The sequence below is a fragment of the Proteus terrae subsp. cibarius genome (assembly GCF_011045835.1).
GTDB classification, from domain to species: domain Bacteria; phylum Pseudomonadota; class Gammaproteobacteria; order Enterobacterales; family Enterobacteriaceae; genus Proteus; species Proteus cibarius.
Genome location: NZ_CP047349.1, coordinates 3664987 through 3682922 on the forward strand (window position 1 = coordinate 3664987; position 17936 = coordinate 3682922).

The window sequence follows — 17936 nt, forward strand, 5'->3', positions numbered from 1 at the left end:
CGAGGGAAAATTGCCCGCATTCCTTGCTGTATATCTTTCGTCTAGAAGGTATACTGAAACCTTTCTTTTTATTCTATGTATCGCCATGCGGATATAACATGCAAAAGTTTGATACCAAAACCTTTCAAGGTCTTATCCTGACACTACAGGATTACTGGGCTCGCCAGGGCTGTACCATTGTCCAACCATTAGATATGGAAGTGGGTGCAGGCACATCACACCCAATGACTTGTTTACGTGCATTAGGCCCAGAGCCTATCGCTGCGGCTTATGTACAGCCTTCTCGTCGTCCAACAGACGGACGTTATGGTGAAAACCCTAACCGTTTACAGCACTATTACCAATTCCAAGTTATCATTAAGCCATCACCTGATAATATTCAGGAACTTTATCTTGGCTCATTAAGAGAATTAGGTTTAGACCCAACAATTCATGATATTCGTTTTGTGGAAGATAACTGGGAAAACCCAACTTTAGGAGCTTGGGGCTTAGGCTGGGAAGTTTGGCTCAACGGCATGGAAGTGACGCAATTTACCTATTTCCAACAAGTAGGTGGATTAGAGTGCAAACCTGTTACGGGTGAAATCACTTACGGCTTAGAACGTCTTGCCATGTATATTCAAGGTGTTGATAGCGTTTATGACTTAGTTTGGTGTGATGGTCCATTAGGTAAAACCACTTATGGCGATATCTATCATCAAAACGAAGTTGAGCAATCAACCTATAACTTTGAATACGCCGACGTAGACTTCCTCTTCTCTTGCTTTGAACAATATGAAAAAGAAGCTCGTGAGTTGTTAGAGTTAGAAAAACCTCTGCCTTTACCTGCCTATGAACGTATTTTAAAAGCAGGACACACCTTTAACTTATTGGATGCACGTAAAGCTATCTCTGTGACAGAGCGCCAGCGTTATATTTTACGTATCCGTACTTTAACCAAAGCGGTTGCTGAAGCATATTATGCTTCTCGTGAAGCGCTTGGTTTCCCTATGTGTAAAAAGTAAGAGGCTATCATGACAACTGAGACTTTCCTCGTGGAAATCGGCACAGAAGAATTACCGCCGAAAGCGCTTCGTTCTTTAGCCGAATCTTTTGCTGCTAATTTTACTGCTGAACTGGATAACGCAAATATCACTCATGGTGATGTATCTTGGTTTGCAGCTCCTCGCCGTTTAGCTATTAAAGTAGCTAATATGGCGAAATCACAAGCAGATAGAACCATTGAAAAACGTGGTCCTGCAATTGCTCAAGCATTTGACGCTGACGGTAAACCAACAAAAGCAGCTGAAGGTTGGGCAAGAGGTAATGGCATTACTGTTGACCAAGCAGAGCGTTTATCAACAGATAAAGGTGAATGGTTATTTTATCGTGCAGAAGTAAAAGGTGAAGCTGTTAACCAATTACTGATTGGCATGGTAAGCAATGCATTATCAAAATTACCAATTCCAAAATTAATGCGCTGGGGCGATAAAGACACTCACTTTGTACGCCCTGTTCATACCGTCACCTTATTATTAGGTGATACCGTTATTGATGGTGAAATTTTAGGTATCCAAAGCGATCGCATTATTCGTGGCCACCGTTTTATGGGTGAAGCTGAATTCACTATTGATAATGCAGACCAGTATCCTGAAATTCTTTATGAGCGCGGAAAAGTTATCGCTGATTACGAAACGCGTAAATCAATTATTCTTCATGATGCCCGTCTTGCTGCTGAAAAACTTGGCGGTATCGCAGATTTAAGCGATAGCTTAGTCGAAGAAGTCACTTCATTAGTTGAATGGCCAGTTGTGTTAACAGCAAAATTTGAGGAAAAATTCCTTGAAGTTCCTGCTGAAGCGCTAGTTTATACGATGAAAGGTGACCAAAAATATTTCCCTGTTTATGACAAGCAAGGCAAATTATTACCTAACTTTATTTTCGTCACTAATATTGAATCTTCTGATCCACAACAGATCATTAGTGGTAACGAAAAAGTAGTGCGTCCTCGTTTAGCGGATGCTGAGTTCTTCTTCAAAACTGACCGTAAACAACGTTTAGAAGATAACTTACCACGCCTTGAAACCGTATTATTCCAGAAAGATTTAGGTACACTGCGTGATAAAACAGACCGTATTCAAGCATTAGCTGGCTTTATTGCTGGCAAAATGGGTGCTGATGTTAATAAAGCAACCCGTGCAGGTTTACTGTCAAAATGTGACTTAATGACCAATATGGTGTTCGAATTCACAGATACCCAAGGTGTTATGGGTATGCATTATGCTCGTCATGATGGTGAAGCCGAAGAAGTCGCGGTTGCATTGAAAGAACAATATCAGCCTCGTTTCGCGGGTGATGAATTACCTTCTAATCCTGTTGCTAGCGCTCTCGCTATTGCAGAGAAGATGGATACACTTGCAGGTATTTTCGGTATTGGTCAACATCCTAAAGGCGATAAAGACCCATTTGCTCTACGTCGTGCATCTCTGGGTGTTTTACGTATTATCGTTGAGCAAGATTTACCATTAGATATTGAAGAGCTGACACAAGAAGCGGTTCGCCTTTACGGTGACAAACTGACTAATAAAAATGTGGTCAGTGATGTGGTTGAGTTTATGTTAGGTCGTTTCCGTTCTTGGTATCAAGAACTGGGTTATAGCATTGATACTATTCAAGCTGTATTAGCACGTCGCCCAACACAGCCTGCTGACTTCAATGCTCGCGTTAAAGCAGTAACTTACTTCCGTACATTAGACGAGGCCTCTGCATTAGCAGAAGCTAATAAACGTGTTTCTAACATCTTAGCTAAATCCGCTGATGTAAAACTGAATGACACCGTTTTAGCTTCCGTCTTAAAAGCCCCAGAAGAAGTTCAACTAGCAGCTAATCTTTCTGTATTACAAGATAAATTGGCACCATTATTTGCAGAGCGCAAATACCAAGAAGCATTAGTTGAACTGGCCTCATTACGTGATGTGGTCAATAACTTCTTTGACAAAGTCATGGTAATGGATGAAGACGAAGCTGTTCGTATCAACCGTTTAACCATGTTAAGTCAATTGCGTGAACTATTCTTAAAAGTCGCGGATATTTCTGTTTTACAATAAGTTGTAAACTACAGAAAACAGAAACCGGCATTGTGAAAGCAACGCCGGTTTTTTTATTCATTTTTAATAGGATTGACATAAAAAAGATTTATTTACACAGGGAAATATAGTGGTAAAATTTACCATAGTAAAAACTACCACAGGGGAAGTGATGGTTATCTATAAAACAAAGATGTTCAAAAACAGTTTCAAGAAAATGCCTATCAATGATGCTGCTTTAATAGATATTGCCAACGAAGTATATGCAGGACACTTTGAAGCTGACTTAGGTGGGGGGATTATCAAAAAACGGATCTGTATCCATGGAAAAGGAAAGAGTAGTGGAATTAGAACAATTATATTTTATAAACAGGGAAGTAATTTATTCTTTGCTGATGGATGGAAAAAATCTCACTTGAGCGCTAAAAAATCTAAAGAAATTACAGATGATGAACTAGAATCCTATAAAGATCTGGCAAAAGATCTCTTCAGTGCAACTAAAAATAAAATAGATAAGATGGTTGCACTAGGCCTTTTAACGGAGGTTAAACATGACTGATAAAATGCAAGAAATGCTGAAATTTGCACAAGAAATGGAAGTTGCGGGAATAACCGATGGAGAATCGGCTAGACGAATTGCAGCGAGAATAAAAGCCAAAGAATTAAAAGAAAGATATGCTCACCTGACTCCAATGAATGGTGAAGATATAAAAAGAATTCGCGAGCAAAATAATATTTCGCAATCGTCTCTTGCTTTAATACTAAATATGACAAAAGAGAGCGTATCAAAATGGGAGCGGAACGAAATTAAACCCAATGGAGCTGCATTGAGACTTTTGAATTTAATAGATAATAAAGCAATTTCAATCTAAGATTATTTCTACTAAATACTTGTTAGTAGATAAACCGGCATTGTGAAAGCAACGCCGGTTTTCTTTATCAAACATCATTATTTTTAGTTGAATTATCTTTTAGAGGATGATGAATAAGTTCCATAATTCTTATCGATTCTCTATCAATGATATTCACAATAATATGCAGTAAATCATCAATATCTTCTGCATAAAAAGATTCAAGTTCAGTTTCTACCTCAATAGGAAAACCATTTACTTTACTAAAACTATAACCAAATAATATAAACCCAGACTTATCACTTACATTTACTTTATCAACATAAATAAGCCTTTCGCTATTAATAAATTTAGGACAATAATGATGATTATCTTTAAATAATACTTTAATTTTATTATTAGTGATCACTTCTAGTTTTTCGACAACTATACTTATTTTATTCTCTATTTTATTTTTTATTAAATAAAAAGGTATCTCATTATTTAAGATACCTTATTTATATACGATAAAACTTTACAGCCCAGTCTCTACAGTAAATATTTGACGATAACCATCAACATCACGCATAAATGCAATATATTGGTCATTTGGAGAGAACACAACGGCATCACTACTTGGCGCCTGTGCTGTTTTTTCTGTTAATCGAGTTAACTCACTTGTTTTCACATTACATAACATCACACTGTTATCACAAATAAAGGTGAGATATTGTCCATTACTATTCCACGTAAAGGCTGACTGAATGTCCCAATCCTGCGAAGTGATTTGTTTTATCTCTTTCGTACTTGGCGATACGGTATATAACTGCACAATACCGTTATCATCTTTCATTAAGAAAGCGATCGCATCACCTTGTGGGGAACTTCTTAACCAGTGACGAGGCTGATTTAAAACACCGGCATATTTTCTATTTGCTGTATTTGTTAGGCGAACTTGATGAATGCCTTTAGCTACTGCTGGCATTGTTGTATCGGTTCCTGCCAAAGGTTTATCACCTTCAACACTGAAAGCCTGATTATCATCAGGTAAATCCACTAGGAAAATATCAGCAACTTTATCGCCATTTTCACTCATGGTATCGCCGATAAATGCAATAGCCCAACGTTGTTGCGAACCATCAGTCTTTATATAACCTTGAGTACCAACCCAACACTCTTCATAAGCTTTATTAATTTCGTCACTTCCCTTTTGTGGATGAGCAACAGTTTGGCTTACTACAGTGCAAAAATATTCACCGTCATATTCACGAGGGTGTTTTTTAGCGAAATTAACCGCTTTTAGTGGCACCGCAACAGCCACATTACGTTGATCATATTCGCCACCAAGTTCATGCATAATATGATCATTGTAGGTAAAGCTTAAACGCGTACCGTCAGGACTAAAAACGTGAACATGTGTACCGCCACGTAATGCACCGGCTTGATAAGGTGATGTCAACGAACAAGCGTCGATATTAAATGCACGATTATTATCTGACTCATCAACAATCATGCCTCGACGATGATGAAAATCATAATGCCATTCATTATCCGGATTTTCTGGCCCATGAATAAAGGCGTAACGCACAGGCTCTGTTGGGCTTACTGTCGCAACCCCTACATGTGCCCCTTGTGTTGCTGTGTAAATGATCTGTTGCTGTTTTGTTTTCGCATGAATTTTTTCTATGGTTAGACCTGTAAAAGATCCCCCATTGGGACGTACATCATAGACTAACCACTGGCTATCTGGCGTCCAAACATTTATATTAGTTAGCTGATGATGACGGCTATCAAACGTAATCTGGTGTTCCTGAAAAGACATATTTATCCTTATCGGGAAATAAATTTCCACATTATAAAAACTAATTAATTTTACCTGGCACTAAAAAAATTCAGTCGAGACTTTTTCGCAAGGTAATTACTCTATCCTCACTAAATAGTCAGAAAATTAGAAAATCATGTTACTTAGTGTTCTCTATATTATTGGTATTACTGCAGAAGCCATGACGGGTGCGCTTGCTGCTGGCCGTCGTAAAATGGATGTTTTTGGCGTAATTATTATCGCCTCTGCAACAGCCATTGGTGGGGGCTCTGTCAGAGACATTCTACTCGGCCATTATCCATTAGGTTGGGTAAAACACCCTGAATATATCGTCACTGTTGCATGTGCTGCTGTGATCACCATGTGGGTTGCACCTATGATGAAACACTTACAGCGACTCTTCCTTATCTTAGATGCCATCGGTCTGATGGTTTTCTCTATCATTGGTGCACAAATCGCACTCGATATGGAGTATGGCCCAATTATTGCCGCTATTGCTGCGGTGATTACGGGCGCTTTTGGTGGTGTATTAAGAGATATGCTTTGTAATACCATTCCTTTGGTTTTCCAAAAAGAAATTTATGCCGGTATCGCTTTTGGTGCTGCTTGGCTTTATATGGGATTACTGTTTTATACACCGTTACCAAGAGACGTCATTATCATCATTACCCTAATTGCAGGGTTAACCGCTCGACTTCTCGCTATTCGTTATAAATTGGGCTTACCTGTCTTTAATTACGAGAATCAAGATTAACGAATCGCTGTTTTAACGACAGCGGTTCTTTTTGATTCTGTGGGGTATCTCAAAATATAATCTCTTTTCGCTATTGTGATAAAAGGTAATTCCTATCACTGAGCCTTTAATTGTATGTTAATATTGACATAGTTTAATTTTTCTCTTGTTTCTATATTCAGAAAATAGAATGTAATAAGAAAAAAATGGCCCTGTATTAAACATGGGCACTGTATGTCATTCATTGTATGTGTATACTATACGGGGGATTTGCTCCCTAAACATGTATTTATACTTAATTCTCCAGTCAAATTCAGAAAGTCATCATGATCCAAGGAACACTTTATATTGTTTCCGCTCCAAGCGGTGCGGGTAAATCAAGTCTTATTCAAGCGCTGTTAAAAACACAGCCTTTATATGACACTCAGGTTTCTGTCTCTCATACAACCCGCCCAATGCGACCGGGAGAGAGCCATGGTGAACATTACTTCTTTGTTACTGAAGAAGAATTTAAAAGCATGATAGACAGCGGGGATTTCCTCGAACATGCTTGTGTTTTTGGTAACTATTACGGAACATCCGGCAAAGTTATCAAAGAAATCTTAGCCAGTGGTGTAGATGTCTTTTTAGATATCGACTGGCAAGGCGCACAGCAAGTGCGTAAAGCGATGCCTGAAGCTCGTAGTATTTTTATTCTGCCACCGTCAAAAGAAGAGCTTTACCGCCGACTTCGTGGACGTGGGCAAGATAGCGAAGAAGTGATTACAAAACGTATGTCGCAAGCTGTATCGGAAATGGAACATTTTAATGAGTATGATTATTTGCTGATTAATGATGATTTCAATACTGCGCTTGCTGATTTACAATCAATTATTCGTTCAGAAAAATTACGCCTTGATCGTCAAACGCTACGACATGGTGATTTAATCAGCAAATTATTGGCAGACTGAGTTAACTTTCAGTATTATGCCCAGTCATTTCGTTAATGGTGGAGTAACACAAATATGGCACGCGTAACCGTTCAAGACGCTGTAGAGAAAATTGGTAACCGTTTTGACCTCGTTCTGGTCGCAGCACGTCGTGCGCGTCAGTTACAAGTTGGCGCTAAAGATCCTTTAGTTCCAGAAGAAAATGATAAAATGACTGTTATCGCGCTACGTGAAATCGAAGAAGGCCTGATTAACGGTAAAATTCTTGATGCTCGTGAACGTCAAGAGCAGCAAGAGCAAGAAGCAGCAGAATTACAAGCTGTTTCAGCGATTGCGGAAGGTCGTCGTTAATCGTTTTATAAAATAGGGGTAGGTCTGCCTTGTACCTGTTTGAAAGCCTGAATCAAATCGTTCAAAAATACTTGCCATCGGAGCAAGTTGAACAACTTAAAAAAGCCTTTATCGTCGCCCGAAATGCCCACGAGGGACAAACTCGTTCAAGTGGTGAGCCTTATATTACTCACCCTGTTGCGGTTGCGTGTATCCTCGCAGATATGCGATTAGACCAGCAAACGCTGATGGCGGCGCTGTTGCACGATGTTATCGAAGATACACCTGCAACCTTCCAAGATATCGAAAGCCTCTTTGGTAGTACGGTGGCCGATCTTGTTGAAGGGGTGTCTAAACTTGATAAATTGAAGTTTAGAGACAAAAAAGAGGCTCAGGCTGAAAACTTCCGTAAGATGATTATGGCGATGGTAAAAGATATCCGCGTCATTTTGATCAAGCTGGCAGACCGAACTCACAATATGCGCACACTGGGATCATTACGCCCAGATAAACGTCGCCGTATTGCTCGCGAAACACTCGAAATTTACAGTCCTCTCGCACACCGTTTAGGTATACATCATATCAAAACAGAGCTTGAAGAGCTGGGTTTCGAGGCACTACATCCCAATCGCTACCGTGTAATCAAAGAAGTCGTTAAAGCAGCTCGAGGCAACCGTAAAGAGATGATTAATAAAATCCTCTCTGAAATTGAAGGACGCCTGACAGAAGCACATATCGAATGCAAAGTTAACGGTCGTGAAAAACACCTTTACTCTATCTATCGGAAAATGTTGTTAAAAGAGCAACGTTTTCACTCGATCATGGATATCTACGCCTTTCGCGTGATCGTGAAAGAAGTCGATACCTGTTATCGCGTTTTAGGTCAAATGCACAGTCTTTATAAACCGCGCCCCGGCCGAGTTAAAGACTATATTGCAATCCCAAAAGCCAACGGCTATCAATCTCTTCATACTTCACTTATTGGCCCTCATGGGGTGCCTGTTGAGGTGCAAATTCGTACTGAAGATATGGATCAAATGGCAGAAATGGGGGTTGCTGCACATTGGGCTTATAAAGAGCAAGGTGAGCAACCCGGCACAACTGCACAAGTTAGAGCTCAACGCTGGATGCAAAGTTTACTTGAATTGCAACAAAGTGCAGGTAGTTCATTTGAATTTATTGAGAACGTAAAATCAGATCTCTTTCCTGATGAAATCTACGTTTTCACGCCAGAAGGTCGCATTGTTGAATTGCCAACGGGTGCTACTCCTGTCGATTTTGCTTATGCTGTACATACTGATATCGGTCATGCCTGTGTGGGTGCAAGGGTTGATAGACAACCTTACCCACTTTCACAATCGCTACGCACCGGACAAACGGTTGAAATTATTACCGCTCCAGGTGCAAGACCCAATGCTGCTTGGCTAAACTTTGTCGTCAGTTCAAGAGCACGCTCTAAAATCCGACAACTGCTGAAAAACTTAAAACGTGAAGATTCTATTAATTTAGGTCGTCGTTTACTCAATCACGCATTAGGTGAGCACAAGCTTGCTGATATTTCAGCTGAAAATATTGAGCGCGAATTGAAGCGTATGAAACTTCATTCAATCGACGACTTAATGGCTGAAATTGGTTTAGGTAATACCATGAGCGTTGTTGTTGCGCGTAATTTATTGATTGATAGTCAAAATCAAGATGAAAACGCACAAACAGAAACAACCAATGATGAAACACCTAAACTCCCAATTAAAGGCGCCGATGGCGTATTAATCTCCTTCGCTAAATGTTGCCGCCCTATTCCGGGTGATCCTATCGTTGCACATATTAGCCCAGGTAAAGGTTTGGTTATTCACCATGAATCTTGTCGTAATATTCGTGGTTACCAAAAAGAGCCTGAAAAATTCATGCCTGTCGAGTGGGATAAAGAGATCAACAGCGATTTCATTACTGAAATTAAAGTCGATATGATCAACCACCAAGGCGCTTTAGCAAACTTAACCGCAGCAATTAATGATGCTAACTCAAGTATTCAAAGCATGAATACAGAAGAGAAAGATGGTCGTGTGTATTGTGCTTTTATTCGCTTAACTGCGAAGGACAGAATTCAATTAGCCAATATCATGCGTAAACTTCGCATCATGCCAGACGTTCTGCGCGTTAGCCGTAATAAAAACTAGTCATGAATTCAATTCGATATGCCCGCATCTGCCAAATGATGGCGATGCGGCAACCTGATCTTACCGTTTGCCTTGAAGAAGTGCATAAATCCCATAATGTTGCAGCCGTTATAAGAACGGCTGATGCTGTAGGTATTCCTAAAATTCATGCTATTTGGCCTGAAGAAAAAATGCGGATGTTAGTTTCCCCCGCAGCAGGAAGTAATAGCTGGGTCAATGTAGAAACTCATCCTACTATCACAGAAGCGGTTAACGCCTTTCGTACCCAAGGTATGCAAGTTCTTGCGACTCATCTCTCAGATAAAGCAGTTGATTTTCGTGAGATTGATTACACTCGTCCAACTTGTATTATTATGGGACAAGAAAAAACGGGGATCTCACAAGATGCTATCGCACTTGCAGATCAAGATATTATTGTGCCGATGATGGGAATGGTACAATCGCTGAATGTTTCTGTTGCCAGTGCACTAATTTTATATGAAGCACAACGCCAACGTCAGGCTGCAGGTATGTATAATCGAACAGAGAGCACCTTAACAGAAGAAGAACAACAAATTCTTCTCTTTGAAGGCGGATACCCGGTATTGGCAGAAGTTTCTCGTCGTAAAGGACTGCCTCGCCCTTATATTAATGGTAGCGGTGAAATTGAAGCGCCGGAGTCATGGTGGGCGGAAATGCAAATGACACAAAAACAACTTAGGAAATTAAAAAAGACGGAGTATTGATCCCATGAAAGGAAAACTGCTTGATGCAATCCCCTTAACCACTCTTCACGGCGTAGGTGCAAGTCAGGCAGACAAGCTGGCAAAAATAGGGCTTGTGACTATTGAGGATTTGTTACTCCACCTTCCTTTGCGTTATGAAGATCAAACGCACCTTTATGCTATCAGTGATCTCCTTCCCGGTATTCCTGCCACTGTTTCTGGCGAAATCTTAAGAACTGAAGTCAGTTTTGGTCGGCGTAAAATGATGACCTGCCAAATTTCTGATGGCTCTGGAATTTTAACACTTCGCTTTTTTAACTTTACAGCTGCGATGAAAAATAACCTTGCTCAAGGTAAACAGGTCACAGCTTATGGCGAAGTTAAACGAGGAAGTCGGGGCCCTGAAATTATTCACCCTGAATATAAAATCAAAGTTGCAGGCTCTGAAGTTAAACTGCAAGAAACACTCACTCCCATCTATTCAACGGCAGAAGGCTTACGCCAAACATCATTACGTAAATTAATAGAACAAGCATTAGAATTACTTGATACCTGCGCTATTAACGAATTATTACCTGAGCAATTTATTCACGGTTTACCCCCATTAGCCACAGCATTACGTACACTGCATAATCCGCCTCCTGATATCGCTTTTGCTGAACTTGAGAAAGGACAGCATCCTGCGCAAAAAAGGCTAATTATTGAAGAATTGCTGGCTCACAATCTAGGTATGCTCAATGCAAGAGCTGGTGCACAATCTTATCGTGCAGAGCCATTGTTTATGCCAAATACATCAACGTTACGTCAGCAATTTCTCGCCTCTCTCCCCTTTACCCCGACTAATGCACAACAACGTGTCGTCAATGAGATAGAAACAGATTTAGAAAAAGACTATCCAATGATGCGATTGATCCAAGGAGATGTAGGCTCAGGTAAAACGCTAGTTGCCGCATTAAGTGCGTTACGTGCTATTGCTAATGGTAAGCAAGTGGCTTTAATGGCACCAACAGAATTGTTAGCAGAGCAACATGCATTAACCTTTAGAAAATGGTTTGAGCCTTTTGGTATCCAAGTAGGTTGGCTAGCAGGAAAACAGAAAGGGAAAGCCCGCGAAACACAGCAAAATGCCATTGCAAATGGTGAAGTATCGATCATTATTGGAACACATGCGATTTTCCAAGAACAAGTTAAATTTCACTCTCTAGCCTTAGTGATTATTGATGAACAACACCGTTTTGGTGTGCATCAACGCCTTGCCTTATGGAAAAAAGGTGAAGAACAAGGCTTTCACCCTCATCAATTGGTGATGACAGCAACGCCTATCCCACGAACATTAGCGATGACCGCTTATGCTGATATGGACACCTCTATCATCGACGAATTACCGCCGGGGCGTACACCTGTTACTACTGTCGCTATCCCTGATACTCGCCGTAATGACATTATTGAACGAATCAGACTAGCTTGCACAGAAGAGAATCGACAAGCCTATTGGGTATGCACCTTAATTGAAGATTCTGAAGTACTTGAAGCGCAAGCTGCCCAAGTTATCTATGATGAACTTACAATAGCACTCCCTGAAATCAAAGTAGGATTGGTACATGGGCGAATGAAGCCCGCAGAGAAACAAGCTGTAATGGCGGCATTTAAAGAAAATGAGCTCCAACTTTTAGTTGCAACAACAGTGATTGAAGTTGGCGTTGACGTACCTAATGCAAGTTTGATGATTATTGATAACCCAGAACGGTTAGGGCTAGCACAATTACACCAATTACGTGGACGTGTAGGTCGAGGTGCTATCGCCTCTCATTGTGTCTTGTTGTATAAAACACCACTCACTCAAACAGCGCGTTTGCGATTGCAGGTATTAAGGGATAGCAATGATGGTTTTGTCATTGCGCAAAAAGATCTCGAAATTCGTGGTCCCGGTGAGCTTTTAGGTACTAAACAAACAGGTAATGCACAATTTAAGGTCGCTGATTTATTACGTGACCAAGGACTTATTCCTGAAGTACAACGCATCGCGCGTTACCTACATCAGCACTATCCTAAGCATTCTCAAGCCTTAATCGAACGCTGGCTACCTGCCAAGACACAATATAGCCAAGCTTAAGATTACTCTTTTGCATGACTTAGCGTGCATTCAAACTCGCTTTAAATTAATTTCGAAATATTAATACGTTAAGTACTCCATAGGAAAACACCTCAATGTCGATATTCAACATTGAGGTGCTCTTTAACGTTTTTGAAACTATTTCAATTTATAGTAGCTAAACTACCCTGCAACTATAGGTGTAAAAAACGGTAGCATCAGATACAGTTTAATCACTATTGCATTCACAATATCAATGAAGAATGCACCGACCATAGGTACGACCAAGAACGCAAGATGAGACGGCCCAAAACGGTCTGTTACAGCTTGCATATTCGCAATCGCAGTTGGCGTAGCACCTAAACCAAAACCACAGTGACCCGCTGCTAAAATCGCGGCATCGTAGTTTTTACCCATGACACGGAAAGTCACAAAAATTGCATACAGTGCCATTACACCTGCTTGAACACCAAGGATAACCAGCATTGGTATCGCCAGCGACGCAAGCTCCCATAATTTTAAGCTCATTAATGCCATCGCTAAGAATAACGATAAACTCACGTTACCTAAGACTGACACCGCTCTATCAAAAACTCGATAGAACCCAAGCATTGAAAGGCTATTACTTAAAATAACACCAATAAATAGAACACACACAAAGGTCGGTAATGAGAATGCAGTACCTTCTAATAATTGAGAAAGGAATGTACCCGCCATTAAACAAATCGCGATCATCGCAATGGTTTCTAACAAGACCATTGACGTGATCATTCTGCCTGTAGTGGGCTTCTCAAACGCTGTTGGCATTTCATGGTCGTCAGCGCCTAATCCTGGCGTTGGAATATTTTTAATTAAGTAGCGCGCAACAGGGCCACCAATCAATCCTCCCAAAACTAAACCAAAGGTTGCACACGCCATTGCCACTTCAGATGCACTCATGAAGCCATAATTTTCAACGAACGTTTTACCCCAAGCCGCTCCTGTACCATGACCACCCGATAATGTAATCGAGCCTGCCAGTAATCCCATTAATGGATCAAGACCTAACATTTTTGCTAGCGCGATACCAACGGTATTTTGCACTAACAACAACCCAACAACGACAAAGACGAAAATAAAAAGCGCTTTTCCTCCGGCCTTTAAGCTCGCGAGATTTGCGTTTAACCCGATTGTTGCAAAGAAGGCTAACATTAACGGATCTTTAAGTGATAGATCAAAACTCACTTCCCAGTCCATAAAAGATTTGAATGCTAATAGAAGAACTGCAACAAGTAGCCCACCTGCAACAGGTTCTGGGATCGTGTACCGTTCTAAAAAAGGAACAGATTTCACTAACTTACGTCCGATCAAGAGAACCAAAGTGGCCGCAACCAGCGTGCCATAAACATCAAGATGATACATTTATGTACCCCGTCTTATTTGTTAATTTTATATAAAAATACTACGACGCTAAGTTCATCCATAAACAACGCCAAAAGCAGGTATCCCCGATTAGAAAAAAAAACGGAGACAAACACAAGTTAAAACATATAAAAATGTGAGCACCTCTTATGCATTTTGATAACATCATTTTTACGCAAACGATTGCTTTTGTGGCGTAGATCATTAAAATACCGTTTTTGCCGAATAAGAAATTCACACCATGGTTACTTCAGAAAATCAAAAATTGCCTAAAAATAGTGACGTTTCAATTAAAAAAAATAGCGAACTTCTTTTTGCTTTAGAAGAGAAACCGCCATTACCACAAACACTTTTTGCTGCTTGCCAGCATCTTTTAGCTATGTTTGTCGCGGTTATCACGCCCGCGATCCTCATTTGCCAAGCATTAGGATTACCTGCACACGATACTCAACGCATTATCAGCATGTCTTTATTTGCATCAGGCATTGCCTCTCTTATTCAAATTCGAGCTTGGGGACCAATAGGTTCAGGATTGTTATCAATTCAAGGAACAAGCTTTAACTTTGTTGCTCCACTTATTATGGGGGGATTAGCACTTAAAAATGGTGGTGCAGATATTCCGACAATGATGGCAGCCCTTTTTGGTACTCTAATGGTTGCCTCATTAACCGAGATTATTCTTTCTCGTGTACTTCACTTGGCAAGACGTATCATTACGCCGTTAGTTTCAGGTGTCGTGGTGATGATAATCGGCCTCTCTTTAATTCAAGTTGGATTAACCTCTATTGGTGGTGGTTATGCAGCCATCGAGAATAATACCTTTGGTTCACCACAAAACTTGTTATTAGCAGGCTCTGTTCTTATCGTTATTATTTTACTTAATCGACAAAAAAATCCTTACTTACGAGTAGCTTCTTTAGTTATTGCAATGGCTGTAGGTTATGTTCTTGCTTGGGCTTTAGATATGTTACCTACCCCCGCAGAACATCAAGAAACACCGCTGATGACGATCCCTGAACCATTTTATTATGGCCTATCATTTGATTGGCATTTACTTATTCCTTTAATGCTAGTGTTTATGATCACTTCACTAGAAACCATTGGTGATATCACGGCAACTTCTGATGTTTCAGAGCAACCCGTCAGTGGTCCTTTGTATATGAAGCGCATTAAAGGAGGTGTATTAGCTAATGGAATTAACTCCATGGTTTCAGCATTTTTCAATACCTTCCCAAACTCTTGTTTTGGCCAAAATAATGGTGTGATCCAATTAACGGGTGTTGCCAGTCGCTACGTAGGTTATGTTGTTGCAGCAATGCTTGTTATCTTGGGTTTATTTCCATTCGTTGCTGAATTTGTACAGAGAATTCCTGAGCCAGTATTAGGCGGCGCCACATTAGTGATGTTCGGTACAATAGCTGCATCCGGCGTACGTATTGTTTCTAAAGAAGCATTAAACCGCCGAGCCATCATGATCCTTGCTATTTCACTTGCGGTAGGGTTAGGCGTTTCGCAACAGCCTCAAATATTACAGTTTGCCCCTGATTGGCTAAAAACATTGCTGTCATCAGGTATTGCTGCGGGCGGTTTAACGGCCATTATTTTAAATCTGATTTTCCCACCAGAAAAATAATTATTAATTAGCAATAAACGAGTAAAGCGCTATTTTTGATTATGAAAATAGCGCTTTTTTAATGCTTGTCATATGGACACTACAAACAAACAAGTTGAATCTCTTTGATTTATCCGATGAATACTTGAGCATCGCCTAGTTTTCAGGCATAACTGTATAATGTTTTGATGGAGTATAAAACGGGAGAAGGATTATGCGCTGGCTGATGAAAAGTTTGGTATCTCTGATACTTATCGTTATTTTATTTATTATTATAATTTACGCTTTTATTCAGACTCAGTGGGGCGCGCAGAAAACCAGTGAATGGCTGACACAATACACTGACTATGATATTCGCTTCTCAGGTATTGAGCATGATCTTATGCAACCTGAGCAAGTCATTGTTCATGATCTCCTCGTTAATCCTAAACAAGACAAAGCCACTGTATCGGCAAAATCAGCACAAATTCGATTTAATTGGCAATTTTTTACCACGCCTTCTCATCTGCAAAAAATTACATTAGAAAATGGCAATATTGAGTTTGCAGACAAAACACCTTCAATCCCCTTAAGTGCCGATATCTTACAATTTAAAAATATGGCGCTAAACAGTAAAAAAAATAATTTTTCTTTTGATGCCAAGAAAGTAACAGGTGGTATTACGCCATGGATCCCAACATCAACTGACTTGATAGGGGCAGGCCATTTCCAATTTTCTATTGCTAACGGCATGATAAATAATAATGAATTCAGTAATTTTATTATCTCTGGGCAATATCAACCCAATAGTATTCAAATAGAGAAATTAGGTACTCGCCTACTTAATGGCTCACTATCTTTGAGTGGGCAATATCAAGATAATCAATGGAAATTTGATGAGGTTTATATGAATGGGTTGCGCTGGCAATCCTCGCAAACCTTTAATGAATTAATTCAGTCTCTCTCTGAATATCCTCGTATTAGTATAAGAGCACTTAATATTGTTGATTTTACTGCTGAAGGAAAACAGTGGGCAGTCAGTGGCTTTGATGGGCAATTTTCTCAGTTTAGTTGGGATAACGCTCTTTCATTTACAACTGGTGAACTCAATACAAATGATGTTGTTTTTCAAGATGAACACTTCACTGATCTTATTGCAAAACTCAACCAGCAGAACAATCAACTCAATCTAGATAGCCTCAGCCTACGCTACGAGAAAGGCTTAATTAAACTTGCTGGCCATTGGAATAAAGACAACAAAAGCATCACGATCCAAGACGCTACATTATCGGGCTTTTTATATACACTACCTGAAAATTGGCTCACTTTTTTAGCTAAACCAATAGATGATAAGAGTAATATTCAAAATATCACTATCGAACAGTTATCTATCAATCAATCCATTTTGATTGATATCACGCCAGAATTTCCATTCCAATTCACTAACTTAACAGGAAAATTGCAAAATTTAATGATTGCAAAAGAAGGTGAATGGGGATTATGGCAAGGCTCTGCAGTATTTAATGCTGATAGTGGTACATTAAATCGTATTGAATTACGCCGCCCTGATTTAAAAATCATCACTCAACAAGACAACGCTATCGTTGAGCAATATTCAGCATTTATTGGTGATGGCATTGTTCGAGGTTCAGCCGGTTTAGTGCAATCTAACCAACAGCGCCAATTTTCACTTATTGCTAATGGACTCAATGTTCCTTTATCAATACCTTACACATTAGGTTTCAAAACAACCTACTCTGACGAAGTAGGCCAATTCTCACTAAAACTGAAAGGTGATTTACGCTCAAGCCCAGTGGAATCAACACTTAATGGTACATTAACTGGAAGTAAAGGTGAGCAACAAATACTCAACTCAGTGATACAAAATGGCGAAATAATTAATCACCGATAATATTGATCTTTCGCAGGAGCACGGATTGCTCCCTTTATAAAAAGCGTTACAATGCGCTATTGCCCTTTTCTTTATTGTGGAGTTTTCATGTCTGACGAAGATTTTTCCCCTGAAAAAATATCTTTAAATGCGTTTCAACAATCTCCTTTAACTGCACTTGAAGATAACAGCACACTGCTTGTGTGTGATGACAACAAAACTCCGCTGTTCTATTGCCTTTCTAAAGAAGACTACGATGCATTGATTGAACGAGTTATGGATGCTGAACTTGCAGCGATCGTACTTGAACGTCGCCAAAATAAATTAGATGAACTTGATTTAGACTAATCTTATCGATGTATAATTTGTCT

The 17936-nt window shown here is 39.9% G+C and carries 16 protein-coding genes; 13 read left to right on the forward strand and 3 right to left on the reverse strand.

Annotated elements, in window-relative coordinates; translation table 11 throughout:
- Positions 1-98: 98 nt before the first annotated feature.
- From glyQ to GTH25_RS16810, 4 genes are all read left to right on the forward strand, one after another.
- A complete protein-coding gene (glyQ, locus tag GTH25_RS16795; protein ID WP_004246832.1) occupies positions 99-1004 on the forward strand; it encodes a glycine--tRNA ligase subunit alpha in 906 nt (301 codons plus the stop codon).
- Between the two features lie 9 nt (positions 1005-1013).
- The gene (glyS, locus tag GTH25_RS16800; protein ID WP_075671322.1) at positions 1014-3086 is read left to right on the forward strand and encodes a glycine--tRNA ligase subunit beta; all 2073 of its coding nucleotides are present in this window, start codon (positions 1014-1016) and stop codon (positions 3084-3086) included.
- 151 nt (positions 3087-3237) lie between these two features.
- Complete coding sequence (locus GTH25_RS16805) at positions 3238-3624, forward strand: type II toxin-antitoxin system RelE/ParE family toxin (RefSeq protein WP_075671320.1); 387 nt, start codon at positions 3238-3240, stop codon at positions 3622-3624.
- Entirely contained in the window at positions 3617-3937 is a 321-nt protein-coding gene (locus GTH25_RS16810; protein WP_075671318.1) for a helix-turn-helix domain-containing protein, read from the forward strand. The genes GTH25_RS16805 and GTH25_RS16810 overlap by 8 nt, the downstream gene beginning before the upstream one ends.
- A gap of 67 nt (positions 3938-4004) precedes the next feature.
- Here GTH25_RS16810 and GTH25_RS16815 read toward each other — a convergent pair whose 3' ends face one another.
- A complete protein-coding gene (locus GTH25_RS16815; RefSeq protein ID WP_075671316.1) occupies positions 4005-4325 on the reverse strand; it encodes a hypothetical protein in 321 nt (106 codons plus the stop codon).
- A gap of 105 nt (positions 4326-4430) precedes the next feature.
- Positions 4431-5717, reverse strand: a complete 1287-nt coding sequence (locus GTH25_RS16820) for a YidR family protein (RefSeq protein ID WP_075671314.1) — start codon at positions 5715-5717, stop codon at positions 4431-4433.
- A gap of 136 nt (positions 5718-5853) precedes the next feature.
- Here GTH25_RS16820 and GTH25_RS16825 point away from each other — a divergent pair, with 136 nt between their 5' ends.
- The 6 genes from GTH25_RS16825 (at position 5854) to recG (ending at position 12703) form a co-directional block, all read left to right on the forward strand.
- A complete protein-coding gene (locus GTH25_RS16825) occupies positions 5854-6471 on the forward strand; it encodes a trimeric intracellular cation channel family protein (protein ID WP_006534609.1) in 618 nt (205 codons plus the stop codon).
- Positions 6472-6776: 305 nt separating this feature from the next.
- A complete protein-coding gene (gmk, locus tag GTH25_RS16830) occupies positions 6777-7400 on the forward strand; it encodes a guanylate kinase (protein WP_006534608.1) in 624 nt (207 codons plus the stop codon).
- 54 nt (positions 7401-7454) lie between these two features.
- Entirely contained in the window at positions 7455-7730 is a 276-nt protein-coding gene (rpoZ, locus tag GTH25_RS16835) for a DNA-directed RNA polymerase subunit omega (protein WP_004246820.1), read from the forward strand.
- A gap of 29 nt (positions 7731-7759) precedes the next feature.
- On the forward strand, positions 7760-9886 hold the full coding sequence (gene spoT, locus GTH25_RS16840) for a bifunctional GTP diphosphokinase/guanosine-3',5'-bis pyrophosphate 3'-pyrophosphohydrolase (RefSeq protein ID WP_075671312.1): 2127 nt from the start codon (positions 7760-7762) through the stop codon (positions 9884-9886).
- A 2-nt stretch (positions 9887-9888) separates the two neighbouring features.
- Positions 9889-10611: a tRNA (guanosine(18)-2'-O)-methyltransferase TrmH gene (trmH, locus tag GTH25_RS16845; protein ID WP_075671310.1), complete on the forward strand. Its 723-nt coding sequence runs from the start codon at positions 9889-9891 to the stop codon at positions 10609-10611.
- Positions 10612-10615: 4 nt separating this feature from the next.
- Positions 10616-12703 carry an ATP-dependent DNA helicase RecG gene (gene recG, locus GTH25_RS16850; RefSeq protein WP_164530760.1) on the forward strand — a complete coding sequence of 696 codons (2088 nt, stop codon included), beginning with the start codon at positions 10616-10618 and terminating at the stop codon, positions 12701-12703.
- Between the two features lie 162 nt (positions 12704-12865).
- Here the strand turns inward: recG and gltS are convergent, their stop codons facing one another.
- Entirely contained in the window at positions 12866-14083 is a 1218-nt protein-coding gene (gene gltS / locus GTH25_RS16855) for a sodium/glutamate symporter (protein ID WP_075671305.1), read from the reverse strand.
- Positions 14084-14324: 241 nt separating this feature from the next.
- Here gltS and GTH25_RS16860 point away from each other — a divergent pair, with 241 nt between their 5' ends.
- The 3 genes from GTH25_RS16860 (at position 14325) to GTH25_RS16870 (ending at position 17913) form a co-directional block, all read left to right on the forward strand.
- A complete protein-coding gene (locus tag GTH25_RS16860; RefSeq protein ID WP_099659200.1) occupies positions 14325-15716 on the forward strand; it encodes a uracil-xanthine permease family protein in 1392 nt (463 codons plus the stop codon).
- 193 nt (positions 15717-15909) lie between these two features.
- Positions 15910-17586 carry an AsmA family protein gene (locus GTH25_RS16865; protein ID WP_075671300.1) on the forward strand — a complete coding sequence of 559 codons (1677 nt, stop codon included), beginning with the start codon at positions 15910-15912 and terminating at the stop codon, positions 17584-17586.
- An 87-nt stretch (positions 17587-17673) separates the two neighbouring features.
- Positions 17674-17913, forward strand: a complete 240-nt coding sequence (locus GTH25_RS16870; protein ID WP_075671299.1) for a hypothetical protein — start codon at positions 17674-17676, stop codon at positions 17911-17913.
- The last annotated feature ends 23 nt before the right edge of the window (positions 17914-17936 follow it).